This is a genomic window from Burkholderia sp. HI2714 (genome assembly GCF_002223085.1).
Classification (GTDB): Bacteria; Pseudomonadota; Gammaproteobacteria; order Burkholderiales; family Burkholderiaceae; genus Burkholderia; species Burkholderia lata_D.
Genome location: NZ_NKFM01000015.1, coordinates 1 through 26,295, shown reverse-complemented (window position 1 = coordinate 26,295; position 26,295 = coordinate 1). Strand labels below are relative to the sequence as shown.

Genomic DNA, 26,295 nt, shown 5'->3' with positions numbered 1-26,295 from the left:
AATTCTTGGGAATATGTACCGTCAGTGGACGCTTACTTCGCGTTGACCACGGCCATGATGTCTTCTTCGCGCATGACCAGCAGTTCCTGGCCGTCGACCTTGACGGTCTGACCAGCGTACTTGCCGAACAGGACGCGATCGCCGACCTTCACGTCGAGTGCGATCGGTGCGCCCTTGTCGTCGCGCTTGCCCGGGCCGATGGCCAGGACTTCGCCTTGATCCGGCTTTTCAGCTGCTGCGTCGGGGATCACGATGCCCGAGGCGGTCTTGGTTTCCTGATCCAGGCGCTTGACGATCACGCGATCGTGCAAAGGACGAAGGTTCATATTCACTCCTCTCTTGACTGAGATTGAAGAACGCTTAGGGAATCTGCCCGGCGGGTCGCCCGGCAGAGAATTGTTAGCACTCTCGTGCAGCGAGTGCTAATTATATGGACGGGTTTTGACAAATTCAAGAAGGGGAACCGGACGAATTTTCAAGGCGGGGATGGGGCGAAAAAAGCACGAGGATCCGACAAAAAATCCTTTGAAAACAAACCCCGACAAGCGTCGCCCGGCCTTGTCGATGGGGCCGCGCGGCCCGGGAATCTCATCCAGCCCCGTTTGGACACCGGGAAAGCACGGAGTTCCTGCGATCGGCGGCATTACCTCATAAATTCCGTAGCGGCGTCGATTCCGTCCGCCGGCACGCGTCATCCGGCGCCCGCCGGTTGCCTCCTGCGCCCCGCCCCGCGGATCCATCGATCCGCATCGAAGCATTCATTTTCATTACGGCGATATTTACGGTTTACCTCGGCACCAAACACATGTCGGGCTCCATCCGTAAGGAGGTGGATTACATTCAGTAATTTAGATGCGAATCATTCTCGTTTACATTGACTTTCTCATTTGAGACTCCTACGATGCGCCGCGTTGCGTTCATCTTCATGCCCTGGCCGATCGGTGCCGAGCATCCGGACAGCGACCGACAAGCAGGACTCCACACTAATTAGAACCACGGATTTGATATGAAGTTTGCGTCGTTCGAGGGAGACAACCTCCGGGCCCGGATGCGCCCCGCCGCGTGCGCGGCCATCCTCGCGTGTGCATCGTTCGCGAGCGGCGCGGCTTTCGCCGACGTGCCGGTCGACGCACAGCCCGAAGCCCCCGAGGCCGACCTGGCGATCCAGGCGAAGCCGACCAACATGTGGACCGGCATCTGGACGCGCCAGAGCCTGCTCGGCGACATGGGCGGCATCCGCCCGTGGCTCGGCAAGTACGGCGCGACGCTGCAGATCACCGAAACCAGCGAATACCTCGCGAACCTGCGCGGCGGCCTGAACCGCGGCGGCGCGTACGACGGCTTGACGACGGCCACCTTGACGGTCGACACGCAGAAGGCAATCGGCCTGCCTGGCGGCACGTTCAACGTCAGCGCACTGCAGATCCACGGCACCAACCTGAGTGCGCGGAACCTCGGCACGCTCAACACCGCGAGCGGCATCGAGGCGCAGGGCACGACGCGCCTGTGGGAGCTGTGGTACCAGCAGTCGTTCCTCGACAAGCGCGTCGACGTGAAGATCGGCCAGCAGAGCCTGGACCAGGAATTCATGGTCAGCACGTATGCGAACACGTTCGTCAACACGATGTTCGGCTGGCCCGCGCTGCCGTCGTACGACCTGCCGAACGGCGGCCCCGCGTATCCGCTCGCGGGCCTCGGCGTGCGCGTGCGCGCGCAGCTCACGCCGAAACTCACCGCGCTCGCAGGCGTGTTCGACGGCGACCCGCTCGGCAACAACCCGAACAACCTCAGCGGCACCAACTTCAACCTGCACAACGGCGCGCTCTATATCGGCGAACTGCAGTACGCGCTGAACCAGCCGTCGGACGGCGAAATGGACACCGGCCGCTCGAGCGGGCTGCCGGGCACCTACAAGATCGGCGTCTGGTATCACAACGGCCGCTTCGCGGACCAGAACGTGGGCACCGACGGGCTGTCGCTCTCGGATCCCGCGTCGAACGGCGACGCGCAGCAGCGTCACGGCAACTACAGCTTCTACGCGGTGGCCGACCAGATGATCTGGCGCCCCGACCCGACCGGGCCGCGCAGCCTCGGCGTGTTCGCGCGCGTGATGGGCGCGCCGGGCGACCGCAACCTGGTGAGCTTCTCCGCCAACGCGGGGATCGTGCTGAAGGCGCCGTTCGCAGGCCGCGACAACGACAGCGTCGGCCTCGGCGTCACGTACATCCAGGTCGGCAACCACGTGACCGACCTCGACCAGACCGCGCGAACGTTCGCGACCGGCCCCTACGGCGTGCGCACGCGCGAGACGACGCTCGAAGCGACCTACCAGTACCAGGTCAACCCGTGGTGGATCGTCCAGGCCGACGCGCAGTACACGTTCAATGCCGGCGCCGGCCAGAACCCGAGCGACGCGACCCAGCCGCTGCGCAACACGTTCGTGCTCGGCGCGCGGACGACGATCACGTTCTGAGCGACGCGCCCACGCTGACCATTTTCGCGCGCCGCCCGGACGGCGCGCTCCCCAGGAGCCCCACATGAATCCATCCGCCCCGCTTCGCCGTCTCGCGACGGGCGCACTGGCCGTCGCCGCACTGACGGCCGCGCCGGCGCACTCGCCGAGCCGCAAGGTTTCCTCGAGACCGTGCATCGCCACACCACGCTCGTCAACACGGTGCCGGACAACGGCGACCAGAACCCGTACGCGATCGCGGTCGCACCGGTGTCGGCCGGCACGATCCAGGCGGGCGACGTGCTCGTCGACAACTTCAACAACTCGGCGAACCTGCAGGGCACCGGCAGCACCATCGTCGACTACCGCCCGTCGACGAAGCAGTTGAGCCTGTTCGCGTCGATCCCGCGCGACCTGAAGGCGTGCCCGGGCGGCATCGGCCTGTCGACGGCGATGACGATGCTGAAATCCGGCTGGGTGATCGTCGGCAGCACGCCGAGCAACGACGGCACGACCAACACCAAGGGCGCCGGCTGCCTGATCGTGCTCGATCCGCAGGGCAAGATCGCGTCGACGTGGTCGACCCCGAACATCAACGACCCGTGGGGCAACATGGCCGTGGTCGACCGCGGCGACAGCGCGACGCTGTTCGTCAGCATGGCCGGCTTCGGCGTCGGCGGCGCGGACGGCAATCCGCCCGTCTACAAGCAGGCGACCGTACTGCGTCTCGACCTCGACGTGCCGGCCGGCAAGCCGCCCGTCATCAAGCAGGAAACGATCGTTGCGAGCGGCCTCGGCGCGCAGGCCGACAAGGGGGTGTTCCTGGTCGGCCCGACCGGCCTCGCGCTGTCGGGCGACCAGAAGAAGCTGTACGTGTCGGACGCGATCGGCAACCGCATCGTCGAGATCGACGACCCGCTCACACGCGACACCAGCGCGGGCGTCGGCCGCCAGGTGACCGCCGACGGCTTCCTGCGCCGCCCGCTCGCGCTCGCCACCGCACCGAACGGCCACCTGCTCGCGACCAACGCGCAGAACGGCCAGGTCGTCGAGATCGACCCGGTCGCCGGCAAGCAGATCTACGCACGCTGGATCAATACCGACAAGGCGCAATCGCCCCCCGGCAACGGCAACCTGTTCGGCATCGCCATGACGCCCGAAGGCGACGGTTTTTACTACGTCGCGGACGACGTCAACACGCTGTTGCTCGCGAAGTAAGGGAGCCCATCATGGCAGACGATTCCAACCAGCCACCGCGCCCCGCGCGGCGCGGCTTCCTGAAGGCGGGCGGCGCCGCGGTGGCCGCCGGCCTCGCGGCGGCGTCGATCCCGGCCGCGAAGGCAGCGGATGCACCCGCCGCCGCACCCGCGCCCGCTTCCGCGCACGACGGCGTCGAGCCGTTCTATGGCAAGCACCAGAGCGGCATCGCGACGCCGCAGCAGCGCCACGCGTATTTCGCGGCGCTCGACCTGACGACGGCCCAGCGCGCGGATGTCATCACGCTGCTGAAAACCTGGACCGACGCCGCCGCGCGCATGACGCGCGGTGATACCGCACTGCCGCTCGCCGCGACGGGCGTCGACGACATCGCGCCGGCGGACGGGGGCGACGCGCTCGGCCTCGGCCCCGCGCGCCTGACGATCACGTTCGGCTTCGGCCCCGGCATGTTCGCGCTCGCCGGCAAGGATCGCTTCGGCCTCGCGAAGCATCGCCCCGCCGCGCTCGTCGACCTGCCGCGCTTCAACGGCGACCAGTTGCTGCCGGAAAAGACCGGCGGCGCCCTGTTCATCCAGGCGTGCGCGGACGACGCGCAGGTTGCGTTCCACGCGGTGCGCCAGCTCGTGCGCCTCGGCGCGAAAGCGGCGCAGATGCGCTGGGGCCAGGCCGGCTTCACGTCGGGCAAGCCCGGCGAGACGCCGCGCAACCTGATGGGCTTCAAGGACGGCACGATGAATCCGCCGATGTCCGACCCGGCCGCGATGGATGAATTCGTGTGGGCCGGCAGCGAAGGCCCGGCATGGATGAACGGGGGCACCTATACGGTCGTGCGCCGCATCCGCATCACGCTCGAGCACTGGGACAACACCGAGCTCGGCTTCCAGGAGCAGGTGGTCGGCCGTCACAAGTACAGCGGCGCGCCGCTCGGCCAGAAGCACGAGTTCGAGGCGCTCGATCTCGACGCGGCCGACAAGGACGGCAACCCGGTGATCCCCGACAACGCGCACGCGCGCCTCGCGTCGCCGCAGTTGAACAACGGCGCGCAGATCCTGCGCCGCGCGTACTCGTACAACGACAGCACGAACTTCTACATCGAGCGCTGGCCGCCGTGGCGCCAGCAGACCGAGTACGACGCGGGGCTGATGTTCGTCGCGCACCAGCGCGACCCGCGCAAGGGCTTCATTCCGATCAACGAGAAGCTCGCGAAGCTGGACATCATGAACCAGTTCACCACGCACGTCGGCAGCGCGATCTTCGCGTGCCCGCCGGGCGCGCAACCGGGTTCGTACATCGGCGCCGCGCTGTTCGACGCATGACGACACGCCACGCAAGCCAAGGCACACCTTCCCGGCCCGGCCGGATGCAACCTGCTGAAAACCTCATGAACACTTCACCCGTTAGCCGCCCGCTGCGGCACCTGATTTCCGCGGCGGCCGCCGCGCTGATGCTGACCGGCGCACTGCACGCCGCGCGCGCGCATGCCGCGACGCTCACGCTGTACAACGCGCAGCACGAGCAGGTCGTCAACCAGCTCGTCAAGGACTTCGAGGCGCAGAGCGGGATCACCGTGAAGGTGCGCTCGGGCGAAGGCCCGGCACTCGCCGCGCAGCTCATCGCGGAAGGCGACCGCACGCCGGCCGACGTGTACTTCACCGAGAACTCGCCGGAGCTCGTGCTGCTCGACCGCAAGGGCCTGTTCGCGAAGACCGACGCCGCCACGCTGCAATCGGTACCCGCGCGCTTCAACCCGGCCGACGGCGACTGGGTCGGCGTGCTCGCGCGCGAGAACGTGCTCGTCTACAACACCGCGAAAATCCAGCCGCAGCAGCTGCCCGCTTCGCTGCTCGATCTCGCGAAACCGGAATGGAAGGGCAAGGTCGGCGTCGCGCCGAGCGACGCGGACTTCCTGCCGCTCGTGAGTGCGGTGCTCGCGCTGCACGGCGAAGCCGCGACGCTGCAATGGCTGAAGGGCCTGAAGGCCAACGCGCAGATCTTCGACGACGACGAAGGCGTGACGGCGGCCGTCAACCGCGGCGGCGTGCTGACCGGCATCGTCAACAACTACTACTGGGACCGCCTGCACGCCGAGCTCGGCGACAAGTCGACCCGCAGCGCGATCCATCACTTCGGCAAAGGCGACGTCGGCGGTGCCGTCAACGTGTCCGGCGCCGCCGTGCTGAAGGCCTCGAAGCACCAGCCTGAAGCGCAGAAGTTCGTCGCGTATCTCGTCAGCGAGCGTGCGCAGAAACTGATGGCCGGCGGCCATATCAGCTTCGAGTATCCGCTGCATCCGGGCGTCGCGCCCGATCCGATCCTGAAGCCGTTCAACGAACTGAGCCCGCCGGCGCTGTCGTTCGAACAGCTCGGCGACGACAGCCAGGCCGGCAAGCTGCTGCGCCAGGCAGGCCTGCTCTGAGCATGAGCGACACCGTGTCCCGCACGGCAGGCACCGCACGCGACGGCGAGCACACCGCGCCACGGCGCCGCCCGTCGCGCGCGCTCGTCGCCGCGGCCGCGTGCGGGCCGCTCGCGATCCTGCTGCCGCTCGGCTTCACGCTGTACCGCGCGGCCACCTTCGGCGTCGACGATGCGATCGAGCTGCTGTGGCGCCCGCTCGTCGGCGAACTGCTGGTCAACACGTTGTCCATCACGCTCGCCGCGACCCTCGCGTGCACGCTGCTCGGCACGGCGCTCGCGTGGTTCATCGAGCGCACCGACCTGCCCGCCCGGCCGTTGTGGACCGCGCTCGCGGCCGCGCCGCTCGCGGTGCCGCCGTTCATCACAAGCTACGCGTGGGTGTCGCTGAGCCTCGACCTGCAGGATTTCCTCGGCGCGCTGATCGTGCTGACCTCCGCGTACTTCCCGCTCGTCTACCTGCCGGTGGCCGCCGCGCTGCGCGAACTCGACCCCGCGCTGGAGGAAAGCGCACGCACGCTCGGCTGCTCGCCGTCGCATACCTTCGTCCGCGTCGTGCTGCCGCAGCTGCGCCCCGCGCTGTGCGGCGGGATGCTGCTCGTCGCGCTCGGCGTACTGTCCGAGTTCGGCGCATTCCAGTTGCTGCGCTTTCGCACGTTCACGACCGAGATCTATGCGGAATACCGCACCGCGTTCGACGGCGGCGGCGCATCGCTGCTCGGCTGCGTGCTGATCGCGCTGTGCCTGCTGTGCCTCGCGATCGAGGCACACGCACGCGGCCATGCGCGCTACGGTCATACGCACCGCGCCGCGCGCCGCGTCGCGATGCGTTATCCGCTCGGCCCTCTGCGCGGCCCCGTCACCGCCGCGTTCGCCGCACTCGCGGCGGCGACGCTCGGCGTGCCGCTCGCGATGATCGGCTACTGGCTCACGCAACAGGGCGCGGCCGCCGTCACGCCGGCCGACGTGTCGCCCGAACTGCTGTGGCAGGCCACGCTGGCGTCGTCCGGCTACGGCCTGATGGCGGCCGCCATCACGACGCTGCTCGCGCTGCCGCTCGCGTTCCTGCTGGTCCGTTATCCGGGCCGCGTCGCGACGCTCCTCGAGCGCACCGCGATGACCGTGCAGGGCGTGCCGGGCATCGTCGTCGCGCTGGCGATCGTGTCGATCACGGTGCGGCTGCTGCAGCCGCTCTACCAGAGCGCGCCGGCGCTCGTCGCCGCGTACGCGATCCTGTTCCTGCCGCTGGCGGTCGTCAGCGTGCGCGCCGCGCTGTCGCACGTGCAGGTCCGGCTCGAGGAAACCGCACGCTCGCTCGGGCTCGGCTGGCGCGCGACGCTCGCGCGCGTGGTGCTGCCGCTCGCGGCGCCCGGCCTCGGCGCGGCCGCGACGATGGTGTTCATCTCGGTCGTGACGGAACTCAACGCGACGCTGCTGCTGTCGCCGATCGGCACCCGCACGCTCGCGACGCAGGTGTGGAGCGATACGGCGACGCTCGCGTTCGCCGCCGCGGCGCCCTATGCGGCGCTGCTCGTCGCGCTGTCGCTCGGCGCATCGGGACTGCTGTTCCTGCTGCTCGGCCGCGCGTCAGTGCGCGACTGAGCGCCGCCCTTTTCCCCGGAACCGCCCATGAGCGAACTACGCATCCACGGCCTGTCGAAATCGTTCGGATCGCATACCGTCCTGCACGACATCGACCTCACGGTGCGGCGCGGCTCGCGCCTCGCGCTGCTCGGCCCGTCCGGCAGCGGCAAGACCACCCTGCTGCGCGTGCTGTGCGGCTTCGAGCGCGCCGAGCGCGGCACCGTCGAAATCGATGGCCGCCGCGTGGCCGCGCCCGACGTGCATCTGCCGCCCGAGCAGCGCCGGATCGGCTATGTGCCGCAGGAAGGTGCGCTGTTTCCGCACCTGTCGGTGGCCGACAACATCGCATTCGGTCTGCCGCGCGCGGCGCGGCGGCGCCATCATCGCGTCGACGAACTGCTCGAGATGGTCGGGCTGCCCGCGTCGTATGCGAGCCGTGCGCCGCAGCAACTGTCCGGCGGACAGCAGCAGCGCGTCGCGCTTGCTCGCGCGCTCGCGCCCGAGCCGTCGCTCGTGATCCTCGACGAACCGTTCTCCGCGCTCGACACGTCGCTGCGCCACGAAACGCGCAGCGCGGTCGCCGATGCGCTCGCCGCGGCAGGCGCGACCTCGGTGCTCGTCACGCACGACCAGCCCGAGGCGATGACGCTCGGCGACGAAGTGGCGGTGATGTGGCACGGCCGGCTCGTGCAGACGGCCGCGCCGCAGACGCTGTACCGTCAACCCGTCACACGCGACGTCGCGTCGTTCGTCGGACAGGCGGTGCTGCTCGCCGGCCGCGTGCGCAACATGCGCATCGCCTGCGCGCTCGGCGACCTGCCGCTCGTCGCGCCGCTGCCCGACGGGCCGGCCGATGCGATGCTGCGTCCCGAGCAGATCGGTATCGTGCCGGTCACGCACGGCGACGCGGCGCGCGGCCAGACGGCGCGTGTCGAAGTCGCGCAGTTCGCGGGTCAGGACGCCGACGTGCTCGTGCGCCTCGATGCCGATGGCGACGTACGCGTGCGCACACGCGTGCCGGGACACCGGTGTCCGGCCGTCGGCGAACGTGTCGCATTGGTGGTGGATGGCGCGGTGATGGCGTACGCGCGCTGAGCGGCGCGGCCCGCCGCTACGCGCCTTTACTCGCGTTCACCCGCGCTCAGGCATCGGCGCAGCCCGCATCCGGCAAAGGCCGGAAGGTCCGGCCCTCCGTCTCGACCGCCGCGCCCAGCAGCCGCGCGAGCCCCTTCGCGCCTTCGCGCATCACGACGTCGTGGTTCCATCGGAACAGAGGGCGACCGAGCGGCTCCAGCCGATTCATCCAGCGCACGTGCGTGCGGATGTGCCAGTCGTAGCGCACGATCGTGCGTGCGCCGTCGGCGACGAACGACCAGCATCCGTCGCCTTCGATCGCGCCGCTCGCGCGGCCTTCGAGTGCATGCGGCGGCTCGACGCGTCGCACGCGCATGTCGAAGGTCAACCGGTACGGCAGCGCCCCCTTCCATGTGTAACGATGCAGCGCGCCGACGCCGCGCGCGTCGCCCGGTTCGATCTCGACGGTGCTCACGGCACCCTTCCACCAGGCGGGCCAGCGGTCGACCTGGTAGATCGCGTCCCACACCGCCGCGAGCGGCGCGTCCACGCGCCAGGTCGTCGAGAACCGGTATTCCGCCATGCAGCCTCCGGCATGCCCGTCACGGGCACGAGTCAGCGCACCGCTCAGGGCGCGAAGAAGCGTTCGGGAAACGCGACGTCGATCTCGATGTCGTCGAGCGTCACGGTTTCGAGCGGCACATCGTCATCGTCCGCGAAGCTGACGACCTTCCGCGGAAAGCCGTCCTCGGTATCGAGCCACAGCCGGTAGCGATGCACGCCGTCGACCGCGTGCGCGGGCGCGCCCGTGACCGACACGCGCAGCGCGGTCCGGCCGCCGACGGCCTCCTCGCCTTCGGTCACCGTCGCGCCGCCTTCCTGCAGCGCATGGACGTTGCGCAGCAGTTCGCCGACGTCCGACCGGTCGACCCGGTGGCCGCTGCGGTCACGCACGAGCGGATTGGACGGCGACAGCGTCAGCGCGGGCGGCGCATGCACGCCGAACGGACGCAGCCGCACCTTGCCGTCGCCGGGATCGTAGGCGAGCACCGCGCCGTGATGCGGCGACACGAAATCCATCCGGACGAAGCCCGGTTTCAGGTACGCGTAACGGATTTCGGTGTGCTCGCCGCCGCGCGCGGACGAGCGGATCGTCGCGCGGTACGAGCGGACGTGGTCGAAATGCGCCTGCGCAACGGTCACGGGATCGGCGGTCATGCTCGCTCCTATCAGGCTCGCGGCCAGCAACGCGGCGATCACGGCGCCGCCTCGACATCGAGCACGCCTTCCATCCCGCGCTCGCGATGGCTCCTGAAAAACAGCAGCCGATGCGTGCAATAGTAGGCGAACCGGCCCGGCTGCGCCGGCGTGAAGCGAAACGTCTTCGGCGTCGTGCCAAGCTCGGTGCGCACCGCGATGCCGGCTTGCGGCGCATCGATTTCGAAGCTGTGCGGCACCAGGCCGGGCTCGGCCGACACGGTCAGCTCGACCGGCACGTGCGCCCGCACGATCACGTGGTTCGGTCGGAAGAAATAACTGCCGCCGACGATCGCCACCCGTTGCACGCCGTCGGCGTCGACCGGCACGCGCAGCGGCGCGTCGCCCTCCGCCCGAGCAAGCGCGGCGCCCGCGGCGAGCGCCGCCAGCACCAGCATCGGCACGAGCCCCTTCGTCATCGTGGTCTTCATCACCTGCTCCCTGCCGGCGCCGCGCGCGTCACCCTTTCCACGCGTCGGTCGGGCCGCCGAGCTCGCCGCACGCTTCGATCGCGAGTTCGCGCAGGCGCCGTTCGTCGCCCTGGCCGGACAATGCGTAGCCCATCCCGCGATCCGACCAGAAATACGTGTAGCGGTCGCCGGCCGACATCGCCTGCGGCGCGAGCCGCCGTGTGTCGTAGGCCGTCATGTACAGCGTCACGCGCTCGCCGTCCGCGCGCTGGTACATGAGTTGCGCGGCCGGCCCCGCTTCGCCGGGAAGCAGCCGGCCGCCGAGCAACTGGTAACCATATTCGTCGAGCGACGGCGCACGCACGGGCCGCCCGAGACGCGCGGACAGCCACGCGACGAGATGGTCGGGGTCGCCTGCACCGACCTCGACCGGATGGTCGCGGTCGGCCACGTACGTCGCATAGGCGACATCCGCGCGCGCGGCGAACGCCGGTTCACCGCCGAACGCCATCCAGCCCGCATGCAGCGCGACACCGATCAGCAGCCCGGCCGCGAGCCCCGCGAACGCATAGGCGATCCCGCGCCGGCGCGGCGTACGGCGTTGCACGAACAGCGCGGACGCGGCGGCCGGCAGCGGGAACAGCGCCTGCAGCGCGTCGCGCTGCGCCTGATAATGCGCGAATCGTTCGGCTTCCTCCGGATCGGCCAGCACGCGCTCGAGCACCTCGCGACGCTCGTGCCCGGACAGCTCGCCGTCTAGCAACGCGGACAGCAGTTGCGCCGACGCATCGTCGTCCCGCTCGTTCGAAGGTTTGTGCGGATCGTCCATCATGTCTTCCCGATCACCCGTAATGCAGCCGTGCCGTGCGCCGGCGGCTCGTCGGACAACAGCGCGCGCATCTGCCCGCGCGCCCGTGCAAGCCGCGACATCACCGTTCCTACCGGGACGCCGAGCACCTCCGCGGCATCGCGATAGCTCAATTCCTCGAGCGCGACCAGCAGCAGCACCTCGCGCTGTTCGACCGGCAGCCGGTACAGCGCGCGCTGCACGTCGCGCAACACCAGCCCGCCGATTTCGCCGGCCGGTGCGGCCATCGTCTGCCATGGCGCCGTCGCATCGTCGACCGCGATCTCGTGCCGCGCGCGCAACTGGTCGATGAAGCGGTGCCGCAGCAGCGTCAGCAGCCATGCACGCAGGTTGCCGCCGTCGCGCGGCGGGCGGTTCAGCGCACGCTCGAGCGTGTCCTGCACGAGATCGTCTGCCCAGGCCCGGTCACCCGTCAGCGCGCGCGCATAACGCGTGAGATGCGGCAACCACACCAGCAGATCCGATTCGTAGCTCATCGGGATGCCTCGCGCACCGCCCCACCGGCCGTCGTCACGGACGCGCGACGTGCCACATGCCGCCGATCCCCTCACCGCCCGCGTCGCCGGGCTTGTGATCGAGCTTCCAGCGATACAGCGGGCGCCCGCGGTACGCCCATTGCTTGCTGCCGTCGTCACGCGCGACGAGACTCAACGCGCCGGTTGCCTTGTCGTACGCGTCGGCAAGCGCAGGCGGCCAGTTCGCCGCGCACGCGCGGTCGCACGCGCTCTTGCCGGGCGCATCGCGATCGAACACGTACAGCGTCATGTGATCTTCGTCGACCAGCTTTCCGTCGCCGGCTCGCGGTGGTTCCGCGGCGGCGGGCTGCACGATTGACGCCGTCAGCGCGGCGGCGACGAGTATCCGTTTCATGCCCTTTCTCCTTGACGCGGTATCGCGACACGGCGGCACCGGCCGGGACGATCGGCTTCGTCACGACCATTATCCCGCCGGCCGGCGCTGCCGGGATTCGGTATGTAAACGGATGGAGGCGACCGGTTATTCCACGCCGGCCGGCGAGCGCCGTTGGCGGCGGCCATTCGTCCGACGAAATAAAAAAGGGACACCAAAGACAACGCGGCATGACATCGCTGTCATGCCGTGTCGTGCGGCCCGTTGCGCACGGCGGCCGATCCTGGCTCCGCCGTGCGTGCGCGGCCGGTTACTTCGGCAGTGCGCCCGTCAGCGACTGGAGCAGCGACGACACCGGCGCGAGCGGGTTGCCCGGCGCGCTGTTGCCCGAGTGCGGCGTGACCGACAGGCCCGGCGCGGAGCCGAGCGCCGTGCCCACCGTCGTACCGACCGCGTTGACGACCGTCGCCGTCGCGTTGGCGCCCGTCGTCAGCAGCGAGCCGACTGCGCCCGCCGTGCCGCCGGCCGCGTTCGCGCCCGAGCCGAGCAGGCTGCCGCCCGCCGCTGCCGTCGAACCGGCCGCGCCCGACAGCGCGCCGGCCGCCTGCCCGAGGGCCACCGGACCGTTCGCGAGTGCGCCCGACACCGAACCGAGCGCACCGGTCAGTGCGCCGGCCGGGTTGCTGCCGCCCGTCAGGCCGCTCACGAGGTTCGTGATCGGGGCGATCGGGTTGCTGCCTGCCGCGCCCGACAGCGTGCCGACGACCTGGTTCACGACACCTTGCACCGGCGCCAGCGGGTTCGAGCCGCCGAGGTTGCCGAGCGTGCCGACCACCTGGTTCACGACGCCCTGTACCGGCGCCAGCGGGCTCGAGCCGCCGAGGTTGCCGAGTGCGCCCACGACGGAGCCGACCGCATTACCCAGTGCGTTCGTGGCCGTGCCGACCGCGTTGCTGCTGCCGAGCGTGCCGACGACCTGGTTCACGACGCCCTGCACCGGCGCCAGCGGGTTCGAGCCGCCCAGGTTGCCGAGTGCGCCCGTCACCGAGCCCAGTGCGCCGGTCAGCGCGCCGGCTGCGTTGCCGCCCGTCGGCAGCGCGTTCTGCAGACCGTTGACGAGGTTCGTGATCGGCGTGATCGGGCTACCGCCACCCGCGCCGGACAGCGTGCCGACGACCTGGTTCACGACGCCTTGCACCGGCGCCAGCGGGCCTCCCGCGTCGCCGAGCGTGCCGGCGAGCTGCGTGACGACGCCCTGCACCGGCGCCAGCGGGCTTCCCGCGCCGCCGACGTTGCCGAGCGTGCCCGTGATCGTGTTGACCGCGTTGCTCAGTGCGCCGGCCGGGTTGCCGCTGCCGAGCGTACCCGTGACCTGGTCGACGACGCTCTGGATCGGCGCCAGCGGGTTCGAGCCGCCGCCGATGCCGCCCAGTGCGCCCGTCACCGTGCCGAGTGCGCCGGTCAGTGCGCCTGCCGGATTGCCGCTGCCGAGCGTACCCGTTACCTGGTTCACGACGCCTTGTACCGGCGCCAGCGGGTTCGAGCCGCCACCGATGCCGCCCAATGCCCCCGTCACCGTGCCGAGTGCGCCGGTCAGTGCGCCAGCCGGGTTGCCGCTGCCGAGCGCGCCCGTGACCTGGTTCACGACGCCTTGTACCGGCGCCAGCGGATTCGAGCCGCCGCCGATGCCGCCCAATGCCCCCGTCACCGTGCCGAGTGCGCCGGTCAGTGCGCCAGCCGGGTTGCCGCTGCCGAGCGCGCCCGTGACCTGGTTCACGACGCCTTGTACCGGCGCCAGCGGGTTTGAGCCGCCACCGATGCCGCCCAATGCGCCCGTTACCGTGCCGAGGGCGCCGGTCAGTGCGCCTGCCGGATTACCGCTGCCGAGCGCGCCCGTGACCTGGTTCACGACGCCTTGTACCGGCGCCAGCGGGTTCGAGCCGCCGCCGATGCCGCCCAATGCGCCCGTCACCGTGCCGAGTGTGCCGGTCAGTGCGCCTGCCGGATTACCGCTGCCGAGCGCGCCTGTGACCTGGTTCACGACGCCTTGTACCGGCGCCAGCGGGTTCGAGCCGCCGCCGATCGAGCCCAGAGCACCCAGTGCCCCCGTCACGTTGCCGAGCGCGCCGGTCAACGTGCCTGCCGGATTGCCGGCACCCAGTTCACCGGCCACCGTACCGAGTGCACCCGTCAACGCACTGGCCGGGTTGCCGTTATTGAGCGCCGTCGTCACTTGATTGACGACACCTTGAACCGCCCCCAGCGGGTACGAACCGCCGCCGACATTACCCAGCGCGCCGGTCACCGTGCCGAGTGCGCCGGTCAATGCACCTGCCGGGTTGCCGCTACCGAGCGCGCCCGTTACCTGATTGACGACGCCCTGTACCGGCGCCAGCGGATTCGAGCCGCCGCCGATACCGCCCAATGCACCCGTGACCGTGCCGAGTGCACCGGTCAGTGCGCCAGCCGGATTGCCGCTGCCGAGCGCGCCCGTCACTTGATTGACGACGCCTTGCACCGGCGCCAGCGGATTCGAGCCGCCGCCGCTACCACCCAGTGCGCCCGTGACCGTGCCGAGTGCGCCAGTCAGTGCGCCTGCCGGGTCGCCGCCACCGAGCGCGCCCGTTACTTGATTGACGACGCCTTGCACCGGCGCCAGCGGATTCGAGCCGCCACCGACACCGCCCAGTGCGCCCGTGACCGTGCCGATCGCGCCAGTCAGTGCGCCTGCCGGGTCGCCGCCACCGAGCGCGCCCGTTACTTGATTGACGACGCCTTGCACCGGCGCCAGCGGGTTCGAACCACCGCCGATGCCACCCAGTGCTCCCGTCACCGTACCAAGTGCACCGGTCAACGCGCCAGCCGGGTTGCCGCCACCGAGCGCACCCGTTACTTGATTGACGACACCTTGAACCGGCGCCAGCGGGTTCGAACCACCGCCGACGCCGCCCAGTGCGCCCGTGACCGTACCGATCGCGCCAGTCAGTGCGCCAGCCGGGTTGCCGCCACCGACCGCACCCGTCACTTGATTGACGACACCCTGAACCGGTGCCAGCGGGTTCGACCCGCCGCCGACATTACCCAGTGCCCCCGTTACCGTGCCAACCGCATTGCTCAGCGTCCCCGTCGCCGTATTCAGCGCACCGGTCAACGCACCCGCCGGGTTGCCGCCGCCCAACGCACCCGTTACCTGATTCAGCACACCCTGGACCGGCGCGAGCGGCTGTACCGTGCCGCCGCCACCGCCGAGTGCGCCCGTCACCGCCCCCACGGCGCCCGACAGTACCTGGCCGGGATCGCCCAGCGACGTCTGGATCGCGCCCGCCCCGCCTGCCGCCACGGTGACCGAGCCCAGCGGCGACGTACCCGTCGCGACCAACCCGACCGACACGCTGTTCGTCGGCGGGTTGACGATCACTTGCGGAATCGGCAGCGCATCAAGGGCCCCCGCCATCGCGGAACCCGAAGCCAGTACCCCGAACACCGTCGCGACCGACAGCGCCACACCCGTCAATTTAAAATTGTGTCTCATCTTTATTTTCCCCATCTCGGTTGGCACAACGTTGATAAAGCATGGGGACGGATTGCACGAAGTGTGCCAATTCGAAAAACAGGATCAATTCGTCTGCCTATTGACGGGCAATAACGCTTTTTAATCGATTTCAGACAAAATTCACGGCCTTGGCGCCGCAATCATCTGATGAAAAAGGCCGACGGAACGCGGATGTAACGTAACGTTTGCGCGCCCCGTGGTAACGTGTTCCGGTACATTCCGCGTAACACCGGAACACCCGCTGCGATGGTGTGCCTCACCGTCACGAGCGGGTGCCCATTACGCATTTCAGCAATATGAAAATGCATTGATAAATCGCCGATTTGCTGATTTTCTTTATTTCGCGATTATCTTTCTTGCCGATTACGCAGATCATTTCCGATTGCGTGATTTCCGATAATTCGGATAGCAGATTGAAACATTGTGAAGGCCGGCGCGCGCGACGCAGCACGCGCCGCCGGATCAGCCGAAGCGCGCGGGCCGGTACGGATGCGGATCGATATAGGTCGGCGCGCCCGTCATCATTTCGGCGAGCAGGCGTCCGCTTGCGGGGCCGAGCGTGAGCCCGTGATGGCAATGGCCGAACGCGAACCACAGGTGGCGATGGCGCGGCGCGGGCCCGATCACCGGGCGCATGTCGGGCGTGCACGGCCGCATCCCGAGCCACGGCTCGGGATCGAGCCGGTCGCCGATGCCGAACGCGTCGCGCGCCAGCGGCTCGGCGCGCGCGAGCTGCACGCCGGTCGGCGGTGCGCCGCGCAGCGCGATCTCGACGCCGGTCGTGAGCCGCAGGCGGCCGCCTTCCATCGGCGCGACGACGAAACCTGCCTCGGTATCGCACACCGGCACGTTCAACGGCGCGCGCGTCGGCCGGTAATGCATGTGATAGCCGCGCTTCGCGCGCAGCGGAATCCGGTAGCCGAGCGGCTCGAAGACGTGATCGGACCACGGCCCGAGCGCCACCACGGCCGAGCGGGCCGAGATCGGCCCGTGTTCGGTACCGACCTGCCAGCCGCCATCCACCTGCACGAGCGTCCGGGCATTGCCGAGCGCGAACGTGCCGCCGTCGCGCTCGAACAGCCGCGCGTAGGCTTTGGTCAACCCGCCCGGGCTCGACACGGTCTTCGGGTCCTGCCAGTGGAATGCGCCGCAGAACGCGTCGCCGATACCGGGCTCGCGTGCGCGCAACGCATGTGCGTCGAGCACGGTCATCCGCAACCCGTGCGCGTCGGCCACGCGCTGCTGCGCGCGCGTTTCCGCATCGAACAGCGTGGGCGAACGGAACGCCTCGATCCACCCGCCGTCGTGCACGAGCGGCTGCGCATCGGTGCGCGCGAGCAGCGCGTCGTGCTCGACCACGCTCGCCGCGACGAGCGGCAACAGGTCGCGCGCGGCGGCCGCCAGCCGCTGCGGCGACGATTCGCGCCAGAAGCGCGCGAGCCAGCCCGCATACGCGGGCAGCGCGCGGTAGTCCCAGTAGAGATCGACCGAGCGGTTGCGCGCATAGCGCAGCAGCGTGCCGAGCCGGCGCGGAAACGCGTACGGCACGACCGACGAGCGCTCGATCAGCCCCGCATTGCCGTGGCTCGTTTCCTCGCCGGGCGCGCGCCGGTCGACGAGCGCGACGCGCAGCCCGCGATCCTGCAGATGCAGCGCCGACGACACGCCGACGATGCCGGCCCCCAGAACGATGACGTCGAAATCCATGGTTCCCCGTACTGCGTCGAGATTCGATGCGACACGCGCCGGCGCGGCGGCCGGCGCACGGCGGTCATTACGATTACTTCGAGACGATGTCGCGCTTGAAGTACTTCTGCGACAGCGCGCTGAGCGTGCCGTCCTTCTTCAGCGCGTCGAGCGCACCGACGATCTTCGCCTGCAGCGCCTTGTCGTTCTTGCGCATCCCGAAGCCCGTGCCTTCACCGAGCGTCGCCGGATCCTTCAGCGGCTCGCCGACGATCTGGTAGTCGCGGCCGGCCGGCTTGTCGAGGAAACCGTCCTGCGCGGTCTGTGCTTCCTGCACGGCCGCGTCGAGGCGACCCGCGACGAGATCGGCATAGATCTGGTCCTGATCCTGGTACGACACGACGGCCACGCCCGCGTTGGCCCAGTGCGCCTTCAGGAAATCCTCCTGGGACGAGCCCTGCAGCACGCCGACGTGCTTGCCGCGCAGGCTCGCGACGTCGGGCCGCAGCGGCGAGCCGTGCTTCGCGATCATCACGATCGGCACCACGTAGATCGCCGGCGTGAAATCGATGCTCTGCCGGCGCTTCGACGTGATGTTCATCGCCGAGTTGATCGCGTCGAACTTGCGCGCCTGCAGCGCCGGGATCAGGCCGTCGAACGCATTCTCGACCCACACGCATTTCATGTTCAGCTTCGCGCACACCGCGTTGCCGATGTCGACGTCGAAGCCATGCAGCTGGCCGGCCGGCGTCTTGCTCTCGAACGGCGGATAGGCGGCTTCGATCCCGAAGCGCAACGTGGTCTGTTCCGCATGGGCCGTGACGGCCGCGCAGGCAAGCGCCGCGGCGGCGCAAAGGGAGAGCTTCCAGTTCATGACGGTCCTTCCGTTCTGGATTGAGGCGATGAAGATCGGTGCACGACGGTGCCGGCCGGACGCCGGATCGGCATTCGAAGCAGGCGGCCGCCACACGGCGGCGCATCGTGTCCTGCACGCGAAATATAGACTCAAAGTCTACTATAGACTATAGGGGATACGAGAATCGTGCCCCGATACGCGACATCAAAAAATCACCACCCACCAGAAATGCCGTTGATTTACCGGTGTTTTTTTCGAGCCAAGCGAAGACACGAAGTCTCGAAAAGAAAAATTCTCCCGATTTTGTTTGTCTATATTAGACTTTTCGTCCATCACGAACATTGCCGGACACCGTCGATCGAGACTGTCCTGTCCGGCCCCGACCGGAGATGTCCCCATGACGCAAACCGCCCCGTCCCTGCCGCTGACCGTCGACGAAGCCGCGGTGCGCGCGGCCCTGCCGTCGCTCGACGTGCTCGGCACGCTGCGCAGCATGTTCGCGTCGCTCGCCGCGGCGCGCGCGGTGCAGCCGCCGCAGACGCTCACGCTGTTTCCCGATCAGGCAGGCGACTTCATCACGTATCTCGGCGCGCTCGCCGACGCGCAGGTGTTCGGCGCGAAGCTGTCGCCGTATGTCGTGACGGGCGGCAAGCCCATCGTCACCGCGTGGACCGCGCTGATGTCGATGCGCACGGGCCAGCCGCTGATGTGGTGCGACGCGGGGCGGCTCACCGTCGAGCGCACGGCCGGCACGACCGCGCTCGCGGTCGACTGCCTCGCGCCGCGCGACGCGCGCCATCTCGCGATCGTCGGCGCGGGCGCGGTCGGCCTCGCGCACCTGCGGCACACGGCAGGCTTGCGCGACTGGGAGACGATCCGCGTGTACTCGCCCTCGCTCGCCGGCGACGCGGCGCAGCATGCGGCGCTCGCGCAGCTCGATCCGCGTGCGCGTGCCGCGGCGAGCGTCGAAGCCTGCGTGCGCGACGCGGACGTCGTGATGCTGTGCACGTCGTCGGGCACGCCCGTGCTCGGCGACGGGATGCTCACGCGCCCCGCGCTCGTCACGTCGATCAGCACGAACGTCGCACACGCGCACGAGATCCCGCCGGCCTGGCTGCCCGACATGGACGTGTACTGCGACTACCGGCACACGACGCCCGCGAGCGCCGGCGAGATGCAGATCGCGGCGGCCGAGCACGGCTGGGACGCCGCGCGGATCGCCGGCGACCTGCCCGCGCTCGTCGCCGGCACCTGCCCGGCACCGTCGTACGCCCGTCACGCGTTCTTCCGCTCGATCGGCCTCGGCCTCGAGGACATTGCGATCGCGCACGCGCTGTACACGCACCTGACGCGCGCATGAGCGGCACGCGCGCGCGGGGCCGATACAATGGCGCAACCGCCGCGGCGGCCGCGCGCGGGCGCACGGGCATGCCGGCCAACGGTGCGCCGGCACGCCGGCCCGATGCGCTGCCCGGCCCCCGCCCACCCGAGATGGCGAACCCGATGCGCAAGAAGAAATCCCCCGTCAAAGACCTGCTGCTCACCCGCTATGCGCCGATCGCCGACGGCATCGCCGCGCTGTTCTTCCCGTACGCGGAAGTCGTGATCCACGACCTGCACGACCAGACCGTGCTGTATCTCGCGAACAACCTGTCGAAGCGCGAGGTCGGCGACGATTCCGCGCTCGAGGAAATCGATCATTCCGCACGCGAGCGCGTGATCGGCCCGTACGAGAAGCTGAACTGGGACGGCCGGCGAATGCGCTGCGTCAGCAACGTGCTGTTCGACGACGAAGGCCGCCCGGCCGGGATGATGTGCATCAACTTCAACATCGCGGTGTTCGACGAGGTGCGCGCGACGCTCGACCTGTTCATCAAGGGCGCGGGCGTCGTCGCGCAGCCGGACGAGCTGTTCCGCGACGACTGGCAGGAGCGCATCAACACGTTCCTGCACGGCTGGCTGCGCGAGCGGCAGGTCGGGCTGAACGGGCTCACGCGCGAGCACCGGCGCGAGCTCGTCGAAGCGCTTTACGCGGAGGGCGCGTTCCGCGGCAAGAGCGCGGCGAACTACGTCGCGAACGTGCTCGGGATGGGCCGCGCGACGGTCTACAAGCACCTCAAGCACCTGAAGGAAACGCAGGGCGACGCGTAAGCGCTCCCCTTTCGGGCCGGTTCGCCGCAGCACACGGCGACGGCCGGGCATCGGCATTCGCTATCGGGACGCCGCTTCCGTGTCTATGCTTCGTGATACGCCGGGCGCCCGTTTCATATGACCGCATGGCCGCCCGGCCAACACGAAGCGTCGAAGAACAAAATGATATAGTCCCGGTTACACTTTTTTTGCTGCCCGGAACCGCCCATGACGACCGCTCCCGCCCCGACTGCCCGCCCGACCCTGACCGTCGAAATCTGGTCCGACCTGATCTGCCCGTGGTGCTGGATCGGCAAGCGCCGCTTCGACGAGGCGCTCGCCGCGTTCGCGCACGCCGACCGCGTCGACGTCGCGCTGCGTGCGTACCGGCTGATGCCCGGCCAGCCCGTCGAGCCGGTCGAGGCGATGCTCGCCGGCAAGTACCGGATGTCGCCCGCGCAGGTCGACCAGATGCTGCGCCAGGTGACCGATGCGGCCGCGAGCGTCGGGCTGCGCTACGACCTGCCCGGCACGCTCGTCGGCGATACGCTCGACGGCCACCGGCTCGTGAAGCTCGCGGAAGCGACGGGCCGCGCACACGTGCTGACCGAGCGGCTGTACCGCGCGTATTTCTGCGAGCACGGCTCGCTGTTCGATCACGCCGAGCTGACCGAATTCGCGGTCGAAGCGGGGCTCGAGCGCTCGGCCGTCGAAGCCGTGCTGCGCAGCGACCAGTACCACGCCGAAGTCGACGCCGATGCCGCCCGCGCCGCGCAGATCGGCGGCCGTGGCGTGCCGTTGTTCGTGTTCGGCGGCCGTTACGCGGTATCGGGCGCGCAACCGGCCGACGCGTTCGCGCAGGCGCTCGACCAGGCATGGCGCGACGGCATCGTCGAACTCGATGGCGGCGACGCAGCCGCGTGCGGCCCCGACGGCTGCGAACTGCCGGCGCGCTCGTAACGCCCGTCGCGTCCATCGTCACGCGCGTCCCGCCCGGACGCGCGACTACGCATCGCTGCTGCCACAAACCGGCAGGAAGCCCGCGCCGAGGGGGTCTACAATGCAGCCGTTCAAATAACGATCAGAAGGCGGCAAGCCCATGACCCACGGGATTCACGGCGAGAAGCGCTGGTACGCGCTGATCGTTCTCTGCCTCGGCGTGCTGATGATCGTGCTCGACAGCACGATCGTGAACGTTGCCCTGCCGTCGATCAGCACCGACCTCCATTTCACCGAGACGGCCCTCGTGTGGGTCGTCAACGCGTACCTGCTGACGTTCGGCGGCTGCCTGCTGCTCGGCGGGCGGCTCGGCGACCTGTACGGCCAGCGGCGCATGTTCCTCGCGGGCCTCGTCGTCTTCACGCTCGCATCGCTCGCGTGCGGCCTCGCGCAATCGCAGGCGATGCTGATCGCCGCGCGCGCGGTGCAGGGAATCGGCGGCGCGGTCGTATCGGCCGTCGCGCTGTCGCTGATCATGAATCTCTTTACCGAGCCCGGCGAACGCGCCCGCGCGATGGGCGTGTACGGCTTCGTCTGCGCGGGCGGCGGCAGCATCGGCGTGCTGCTCGGCGGGCTGCTGACGAGCTCGCTGTCGTGGCACTGGATCTTCCTCGTCAACCTGCCGATCGGCATCGCGGTCTATGCGATGTGCGCCGCGCTGCTGCCGCGCCTGCGCGCGCCGGCTGGCAACGCGCGGCTCGACGTCGCGGGTGCGATCACCGTGACCGCGTCGTTGATGCTGGCCGTCTACGGGATCGTCGGCGGCAACGAGGCCGGCTGGCTGTCGACGCAGACCGTCGCGCTGATCGGCGCGGCCGCCGCGCTGCTCGCGCTGTTCATCGCGATCGAGGCGCGCGCCGCGCATCCACTGATGCCGCTCTCGCTGTTCGCCTCGCGCAACGTCTCGCTCGCGAACGTGATCGCCGTGCTGTGGGCGGCCGCGATGTTCGCGTGGTTCTTCCTGTCCGCGCTGTACATGCAGCGCGTGCTTGGCTACGGGCCGCTGCAGGTCGGTCTCGCCTTCCTGCCGGCGAACCTGATCATGGCCGCGTTCTCGCTCGGGCTGTCCGCGCGGATCGTGATGCGCTTCGGCATCCGCGGCCCGATCGCGGCCGGCCTGCTGATCGCGGCCTGCGGCCTCGCACTGTTCTCGCGTGCGCCGGTGGACGGCGGCTTCGTCTGGCACGTGCTGCCCGGCATGACGCTGCTCGGCATCGGCGCGGGCGTCGCGTTCAATCCGGTGCTGCTCGCCGCGATGAGCGACGTCGATCCGGCCGATTCCGGGCTCGCGTCGGGGATCGTCAACACCGCGTTCATGATGGGCGGCGCGCTCGGCCTCGCCGTGCTCGCGAGCCTCGCGGCTGCCCGCGCCGACGCGCTCGCGGCAGCGAATGCCGCGCCGCTCGACGCGCTGAACGGCGGCTACCATGCGGCCTTCGCGTTCGGCGCGGCATTCGCCGCCGTCGCCGCGCTGATCGGCCTCGCGCTGCGCATCCGGCAGCAGGGTGCGGTCGAAGGCGTCGGCCCCGCGATGCACTGACCGGTGGCTGGTGGCTGGTGGTGTCCACCGCCGCCATCGAACCAGGGCGCGCACTGTCGCGCCCTTTTTTATACGTGCCAGGCCTGGCACCCGCTCTCGCTTCACCGGACGTTTCAGGCCGATCAGCCGCGAGGAGGACGGCCACCACGCCCCCACGCCACTCAAACGCCCGTTTTACTTCCAGCCGGATGCCCGCCCCACGGGCTTTCCCCTTCGATTTTTAACGCAGTCGTACATCGACGCGCCACATTTGCGACAATGGCGGACTTTGATGCGCGCGCAGCGGCCACGCGCCGCCGCCGAACATTGCATAACCGTCGCCGCATAACCGTCTGCTTCCGATGTCGCTTCCCCATATCGATCTGCTGTACTCGTTGTCCGGCCTGTTCGTCGGCATCCTCGTCGGCCTGACGGGCGTTGGCGGTGGTTCGTTGATGACGCCGATCCTCGTGCTGCTGTTCGGCGTCCACCCCGCAACGGCGGTCGGCACCGACCTGCTGTACGCGGCCGCGACCAAGGCCACCGGCACGCTCGTCCACGGCCTGAAAGGCTCGATCGACTGGCGCATCACGGGCCGGCTCGCGGCGGGCAGCGTCCCGGCCGCGGCCGTCACGCTGTGGTGGCTGCATACGCACGGGATGAACACGCCGGGCACCGCGCGGATGATCCAGCTCGTGCTCGGCATCGCGCTGCTGCTCACGTCGCTCGCGCTGATCTTCCGGCCGCAGCTCACCGCGTTCGCCGCACGCAACCCGCTCGCGCCGAGCCCCGCGCGCACGCTGTGGTCGACCGTGCTGACGGGCGCCGTGCTCGGCGTGCTCGTGTCGATGACGTCGGTCGGTGCGGGCGCGATCGGCGTGACCGTGCTCCTGCTGCTGTATCCGATGCTCGCGACGACCCGCATCGTCGGCTCCGACATCGCGCACGCGGTGCCGCTCACGCTCGTCGCGGGCATGGGCCACTGGCTGCTCGGCTCGGTCGACTGGTCGATGCTGCTGTCGCTGCTGCTCGGCTCGCTGCCCGGCATCGTGATCGGCAGCCTGCTGTCGGCGCGCGCGCCCGAACGGCTGTTGCGCAACCTGCTCGCCTCGACGCTCGTCGCGGTCGGCATCCGGCTCGTGCTCGCGTAACACGCGGCGCGAACGCCCTGTCCTCGACGGTTTGACGCCATTTCTCTGTCGGCGCACGACGCGCCGGCCCCTCGCCCTCCCCAAATAAAAACAGCCCGACCGGCCTGCGCCGATCGGGCTGTCGTCCATCCGGGGCGGCGCAAGCCGCCCTCGCCGCTTACTGCCCCTGCTGCTGCAACTTCTGCTGCTTGAGCTGCTGCGTGCGCATCTGCAGCTTCAGCACGCGCTGCAGCGCGGTGCGGTTGGCCAGGATGCCGTCGTAGAAGTTGGCGAGATCGCCCTTCAGCGCGGTCCGCGACGCGTCGTTCAGGTAGATCATGTGGCCCGACGGGTAGTTCTTGATCGTCAGGTTCTGCGCCTTGAGCGTCGGGTCGAGCGGCATCTGCGCGAGCGTCAGCTCCGTCTGGTGGAACGGCGTGACGGCGTCGAAATAGCCGTTGGCCGACAGCACCTTCAGGTCCGGGTTCACGCTCATCGTCGACGCCAGGTCGCCCGCCGTGTACAGCGTATTGCCGCCGCCCTTGTTCGCGCCGGTCGGGTCGGTGTGGCTGAAGTCCCAGTTGTTGAAGACCTGGTCGTTCAGGTCCACGAACGACGACGTCGACGTGTACTTGAGGTCGGTGTTGATGTAGCTGTTCCACAGCACCGTGTACGCACCGCCCACGTTCGTGATCGACGGATCGTTACTGCCCGAGTTCGGCAGGATGTACGGCGCGATGCCCTTGCCCGTGAAGTTCGCGCGACCGTCGTACTGGCCGATCTGCGTACCCGGCACGAGCGTCAGGAAGAACGTGTACGGCGGGTTGTCGTTCGACGACGGCACGTTGCCGAGCGCGGCCGGGTTGCCGAACGTCTGGATCAGCGACGTCGGATCCGTGCCGATGTACGCGCCCATCTGCTGCGCGGTCTGCAGGTTCAGGTTCAGGCGCACGTTCACGAAGCCGCCGTCCTGCGGGTTCGGCTTCTGCGCGAGCGGCGCGAGCGTGTTGTCCGCGTAGTTGCGGGCCTGGACCATGTACGCGTCGAGGTCGGTCGGCGTCGGGTTGAGCGTCGTCTTCTTCCAGTAGAACGCATCGGCGGCGAGCGTCGGGAACGTGCCCGGCGCGGACAGCGCGTTCGCGTAGTCGAGGATCGACGACTGCAGCGTGATCCCGTTCAGGTCGATGCCGTCCTCATGCAGCACCCACGACACGACCGCGCTGCGCGCGGTGCCGTACGACTCGCCGTACAGGAACTTCGGCGAATTCCAGCGCGAATACTTGGTCAGGTAGCGCTGGATGAAGCGATCGATCGAGCGGGCGTCCTGGTCGGTGCCCCAGAAGTCCTTGTTCTTCGCCGGGGCGATCGCCGCCGAGTAACCGGTGCCGACCGGGTTGATGAACACGAGGTCGGTACGGTCGAGCAGGCTGTCCGGGTTGTCGAGCAGCTTGTACGGCGCGGGCGGCGTGAAGTTCGGGAACGACGACTGCAGGCGCTTCGGCCCGTACGAGCCGAGCAGCAGGTAGACCGACGACGAGCCGGGGCCGCCGTTGTAGAAGAACGTGACCGGGCGCGGCTTCGACGGGTCCGGATTGTCCTGCGTGTACGCGACGTAGAACATCTTCGCGTTCGGCGCCGACGTGACCGGATCGATCGTCGTCAGGTGGCCCGTGGTGGCCGTGTATTTGATGGTCTTGCCGCCGATCGTGACCGTACGGTGCACGACGGCCGCCCCTTCCGTGGAATCCGTGACCGCGTCGTTCGGCCCGGTGCCGTACACGTCGTTGTCGACGTACGGCTGGTCGGCCGCGGCGGCCGTTGCGGTGGTGTTGGCCGACGTGCTGGCGCCGGCCGACGTCGCGGCGGCGGCGGCGGCCGAAGCGGCCGGACTCGACCCGTCGTCGCCGCCGCACCCCGTGACGAGCAGCGCAGCGGCCGCGGCCGCTGCGAGCGGCACGCTCAGTGTCGTTCCGAATAGCGCGAAACCGTCTTTCAAGGACTTCCGTGTCGTCATTATTGCCTCTCGAACAGAACGATAAATACCGCCGGTCGCAAAGGATCATTTGCGCCGGCGCTCCGCACCGGGAATGCATTCGTTATGCGACGCACTCCGAGTTTTTTACCGGCTCGGTGAATAAGCTCTCAACAGAAAGTAAATCTATAATTTGATCCGAATCCTTGAAGGACCGTATCGACGTCTTCTTCAAGGGTTTGGATGTCACGCGCCTTGAAGGCCAGCCACTCATATTTCATCTTGTGCCACAGTTTCTCGATGCGATTGAGCTCCGGGCTGTA

The 26,295-nt window shown here is 69.0% G+C and carries 21 protein-coding genes and 1 pseudogene; 11 read left to right on the top strand and 11 right to left on the bottom strand.

Going from position 1 to position 26,295, the window contains the following annotated elements:
* Window positions 1-32: 32 nt before the first annotated feature.
* Window positions 33-326 (bottom strand): co-chaperone GroES, encoded by a 294-nt coding sequence (gene groES, locus CFB82_RS04580; RefSeq protein WP_004186661.1) that lies wholly within the window; start codon window positions 324-326, stop codon window positions 33-35.
* Between the two features lie 680 nt (window positions 327-1,006).
* Here groES and CFB82_RS04575 point away from each other — a divergent pair.
* From CFB82_RS04575 to CFB82_RS04550, 6 genes and pseudogenes are all read left to right on the top strand, one after another.
* A complete protein-coding gene (locus CFB82_RS04575) occupies window positions 1,007-2,473 on the top strand; it encodes a carbohydrate porin (RefSeq protein WP_089445050.1) in 1,467 nt (488 codons plus the stop codon).
* 64 nt (window positions 2,474-2,537) lie between these two features.
* A pseudogene (locus tag CFB82_RS04570) lies at window positions 2,538-3,670 on the top strand (hypothetical protein).
* A gap of 11 nt (window positions 3,671-3,681) precedes the next feature.
* Window positions 3,682-4,986, top strand: a complete 1,305-nt coding sequence (efeB, locus tag CFB82_RS04565; protein WP_089445048.1) for an iron uptake transporter deferrochelatase/peroxidase subunit — start codon at window positions 3,682-3,684, stop codon at window positions 4,984-4,986.
* Window positions 4,987-5,051: 65 nt separating this feature from the next.
* Entirely contained in the window at window positions 5,052-6,086 is a 1,035-nt protein-coding gene (locus CFB82_RS04560) for an iron ABC transporter substrate-binding protein (protein ID WP_089445047.1), read from the top strand.
* Window positions 6,087-6,088: 2 nt separating this feature from the next.
* A complete protein-coding gene (locus CFB82_RS04555; protein WP_089483542.1) occupies window positions 6,089-7,687 on the top strand; it encodes an ABC transporter permease in 1,599 nt (532 codons plus the stop codon).
* 27 nt (window positions 7,688-7,714) lie between these two features.
* Entirely contained in the window at window positions 7,715-8,764 is a 1,050-nt protein-coding gene (locus CFB82_RS04550; protein WP_089483541.1) for an ABC transporter ATP-binding protein, read from the top strand.
* 46 nt (window positions 8,765-8,810) lie between these two features.
* Here the strand turns inward: CFB82_RS04550 and CFB82_RS04545 are convergent, their stop codons facing one another.
* From CFB82_RS04545 to CFB82_RS04500, 9 genes are all read right to left on the bottom strand, one after another.
* Complete coding sequence (locus tag CFB82_RS04545) at window positions 8,811-9,326, bottom strand: SRPBCC family protein (protein ID WP_069247292.1); 516 nt, start codon at window positions 9,324-9,326, stop codon at window positions 8,811-8,813.
* Window positions 9,327-9,370: 44 nt separating this feature from the next.
* Window positions 9,371-10,003 carry a LolA family protein gene (locus CFB82_RS04540; protein WP_069247291.1) on the bottom strand — a complete coding sequence of 211 codons (633 nt, stop codon included), beginning with the start codon at window positions 10,001-10,003 and terminating at the stop codon, window positions 9,371-9,373.
* Complete coding sequence (locus CFB82_RS04535; protein WP_174946097.1) at window positions 10,000-10,431, bottom strand: quinol oxidase; 432 nt, start codon at window positions 10,429-10,431, stop codon at window positions 10,000-10,002. The genes CFB82_RS04540 and CFB82_RS04535 overlap by 4 nt, the downstream gene beginning before the upstream one ends.
* Before the next feature lie 28 nt (window positions 10,432-10,459).
* On the bottom strand, window positions 10,460-11,242 hold the full coding sequence (locus CFB82_RS04530; protein WP_089483540.1) for an anti-sigma factor family protein: 783 nt from the start codon (window positions 11,240-11,242) through the stop codon (window positions 10,460-10,462).
* Window positions 11,239-11,754, bottom strand: coding sequence for a sigma-70 family RNA polymerase sigma factor (locus CFB82_RS04525; RefSeq protein ID WP_039361534.1), 516 nt, complete (start codon window positions 11,752-11,754; stop codon window positions 11,239-11,241). Before CFB82_RS04525 ends, CFB82_RS04530 begins: the two co-directional genes overlap by 4 nt.
* 34 nt (window positions 11,755-11,788) lie before the next feature.
* Window positions 11,789-12,148, bottom strand: a complete 360-nt coding sequence (locus CFB82_RS04520) for a COG4315 family predicted lipoprotein (RefSeq protein ID WP_069247288.1) — start codon at window positions 12,146-12,148, stop codon at window positions 11,789-11,791.
* A 289-nt stretch (window positions 12,149-12,437) separates the two neighbouring features.
* The gene (locus CFB82_RS04515; RefSeq protein ID WP_089483539.1) at window positions 12,438-15,659 is read right to left on the bottom strand and encodes a beta strand repeat-containing protein; all 3,222 of its coding nucleotides are present in this window, start codon (window positions 15,657-15,659) and stop codon (window positions 12,438-12,440) included.
* A gap of 483 nt (window positions 15,660-16,142) precedes the next feature.
* A complete protein-coding gene (locus CFB82_RS04505; protein ID WP_069247286.1) occupies window positions 16,143-17,387 on the bottom strand; it encodes an NAD(P)/FAD-dependent oxidoreductase in 1,245 nt (414 codons plus the stop codon).
* Between the two features lie 73 nt (window positions 17,388-17,460).
* Window positions 17,461-18,240 carry an ABC transporter substrate-binding protein gene (locus CFB82_RS04500; RefSeq protein WP_069247285.1) on the bottom strand — a complete coding sequence of 260 codons (780 nt, stop codon included), beginning with the start codon at window positions 18,238-18,240 and terminating at the stop codon, window positions 17,461-17,463.
* Between the two features lie 379 nt (window positions 18,241-18,619).
* Between CFB82_RS04500 and CFB82_RS04495 the strand changes: the two genes are divergently transcribed.
* The 5 genes from CFB82_RS04495 (at window position 18,620) to CFB82_RS04475 (ending at window position 24,021) form a co-directional block, all read left to right on the top strand.
* Window positions 18,620-19,582, top strand: coding sequence for an ornithine cyclodeaminase family protein (locus CFB82_RS04495; RefSeq protein WP_069247284.1), 963 nt, complete (start codon window positions 18,620-18,622; stop codon window positions 19,580-19,582).
* Window positions 19,579-20,373, top strand: coding sequence for a helix-turn-helix transcriptional regulator (locus CFB82_RS04490; RefSeq protein ID WP_069247283.1), 795 nt, complete (start codon window positions 19,579-19,581; stop codon window positions 20,371-20,373). Before CFB82_RS04495 ends, CFB82_RS04490 begins: the two co-directional genes overlap by 4 nt.
* Window positions 20,374-20,580: 207 nt before the next feature.
* Window positions 20,581-21,312, top strand: coding sequence for a DsbA family oxidoreductase (locus tag CFB82_RS04485; protein WP_069247282.1), 732 nt, complete (start codon window positions 20,581-20,583; stop codon window positions 21,310-21,312).
* Window positions 21,313-21,451: 139 nt separating this feature from the next.
* Window positions 21,452-22,891, top strand: a complete 1,440-nt coding sequence (locus tag CFB82_RS04480) for a DHA2 family efflux MFS transporter permease subunit (RefSeq protein ID WP_089445038.1) — start codon at window positions 21,452-21,454, stop codon at window positions 22,889-22,891.
* A 341-nt stretch (window positions 22,892-23,232) separates the two neighbouring features.
* Window positions 23,233-24,021: a sulfite exporter TauE/SafE family protein gene (locus tag CFB82_RS04475; RefSeq protein ID WP_069247280.1), complete on the top strand. Its 789-nt coding sequence runs from the start codon at window positions 23,233-23,235 to the stop codon at window positions 24,019-24,021.
* A gap of 157 nt (window positions 24,022-24,178) precedes the next feature.
* On the opposite strand, the gene CFB82_RS04470 is transcribed toward CFB82_RS04475, so the two are convergent.
* Complete coding sequence (locus CFB82_RS04470) at window positions 24,179-26,014, bottom strand: S10 family peptidase (RefSeq protein ID WP_089430682.1); 1,836 nt, start codon at window positions 26,012-26,014, stop codon at window positions 24,179-24,181.
* Window positions 26,015-26,295: the final 281 nt, after the last annotated feature.

Coding starts and splice junctions, on each gene's coding strand:
- CFB82_RS04560 (WP_089445047.1), top strand. CDS start 5,052: ATGAACACTTCACCCGTTAGCCGCCCGCTGCGGCACCTGATTTCCGCG.
- CFB82_RS04485 (WP_069247282.1), top strand. CDS start 20,581: ATGACGACCGCTCCCGCCCCGACTGCCCGCCCGACCCTGACCGTCGAA.
- CFB82_RS04550 (WP_089483541.1), top strand. CDS start 7,715: ATGAGCGAACTACGCATCCACGGCCTGTCGAAATCGTTCGGATCGCAT.
- CFB82_RS04490 (WP_069247283.1), top strand. CDS start 19,579: ATGAGCGGCACGCGCGCGCGGGGCCGATACAATGGCGCAACCGCCGCG.
- groES (WP_004186661.1), bottom strand. CDS start 326: ATGAACCTTCGTCCTTTGCACGATCGCGTGATCGTCAAGCGCCTGGAT.
- CFB82_RS04480 (WP_089445038.1), top strand. CDS start 21,452: ATGACCCACGGGATTCACGGCGAGAAGCGCTGGTACGCGCTGATCGTT.
- CFB82_RS04475 (WP_069247280.1), top strand. CDS start 23,233: ATGTCGCTTCCCCATATCGATCTGCTGTACTCGTTGTCCGGCCTGTTC.
- CFB82_RS04575 (WP_089445050.1), top strand. CDS start 1,007: ATGAAGTTTGCGTCGTTCGAGGGAGACAACCTCCGGGCCCGGATGCGC.
- CFB82_RS04545 (WP_069247292.1), bottom strand. CDS start 9,326: ATGGCGGAATACCGGTTCTCGACGACCTGGCGCGTGGACGCGCCGCTC.
- CFB82_RS04500 (WP_069247285.1), bottom strand. CDS start 18,240: ATGAACTGGAAGCTCTCCCTTTGCGCCGCCGCGGCGCTTGCCTGCGCG.
- CFB82_RS04555 (WP_089483542.1), top strand. CDS start 6,089: ATGAGCGACACCGTGTCCCGCACGGCAGGCACCGCACGCGACGGCGAG.
- CFB82_RS04535 (WP_174946097.1), bottom strand. CDS start 10,431: ATGAAGACCACGATGACGAAGGGGCTCGTGCCGATGCTGGTGCTGGCG.
- CFB82_RS04505 (WP_069247286.1), bottom strand. CDS start 17,387: ATGGATTTCGACGTCATCGTTCTGGGGGCCGGCATCGTCGGCGTGTCG.
- CFB82_RS04495 (WP_069247284.1), top strand. CDS start 18,620: ATGACGCAAACCGCCCCGTCCCTGCCGCTGACCGTCGACGAAGCCGCG.
- CFB82_RS04520 (WP_069247288.1), bottom strand. CDS start 12,148: ATGAAACGGATACTCGTCGCCGCCGCGCTGACGGCGTCAATCGTGCAG.
- CFB82_RS04525 (WP_039361534.1), bottom strand. CDS start 11,754: ATGAGCTACGAATCGGATCTGCTGGTGTGGTTGCCGCATCTCACGCGT.
- CFB82_RS04515 (WP_089483539.1), bottom strand. CDS start 15,659: ATGAGACACAATTTTAAATTGACGGGTGTGGCGCTGTCGGTCGCGACG.
- CFB82_RS04470 (WP_089430682.1), bottom strand. CDS start 26,014: ATGACGACACGGAAGTCCTTGAAAGACGGTTTCGCGCTATTCGGAACG.
- CFB82_RS04530 (WP_089483540.1), bottom strand. CDS start 11,242: ATGATGGACGATCCGCACAAACCTTCGAACGAGCGGGACGACGATGCG.
- efeB (WP_089445048.1), top strand. CDS start 3,682: ATGGCAGACGATTCCAACCAGCCACCGCGCCCCGCGCGGCGCGGCTTC.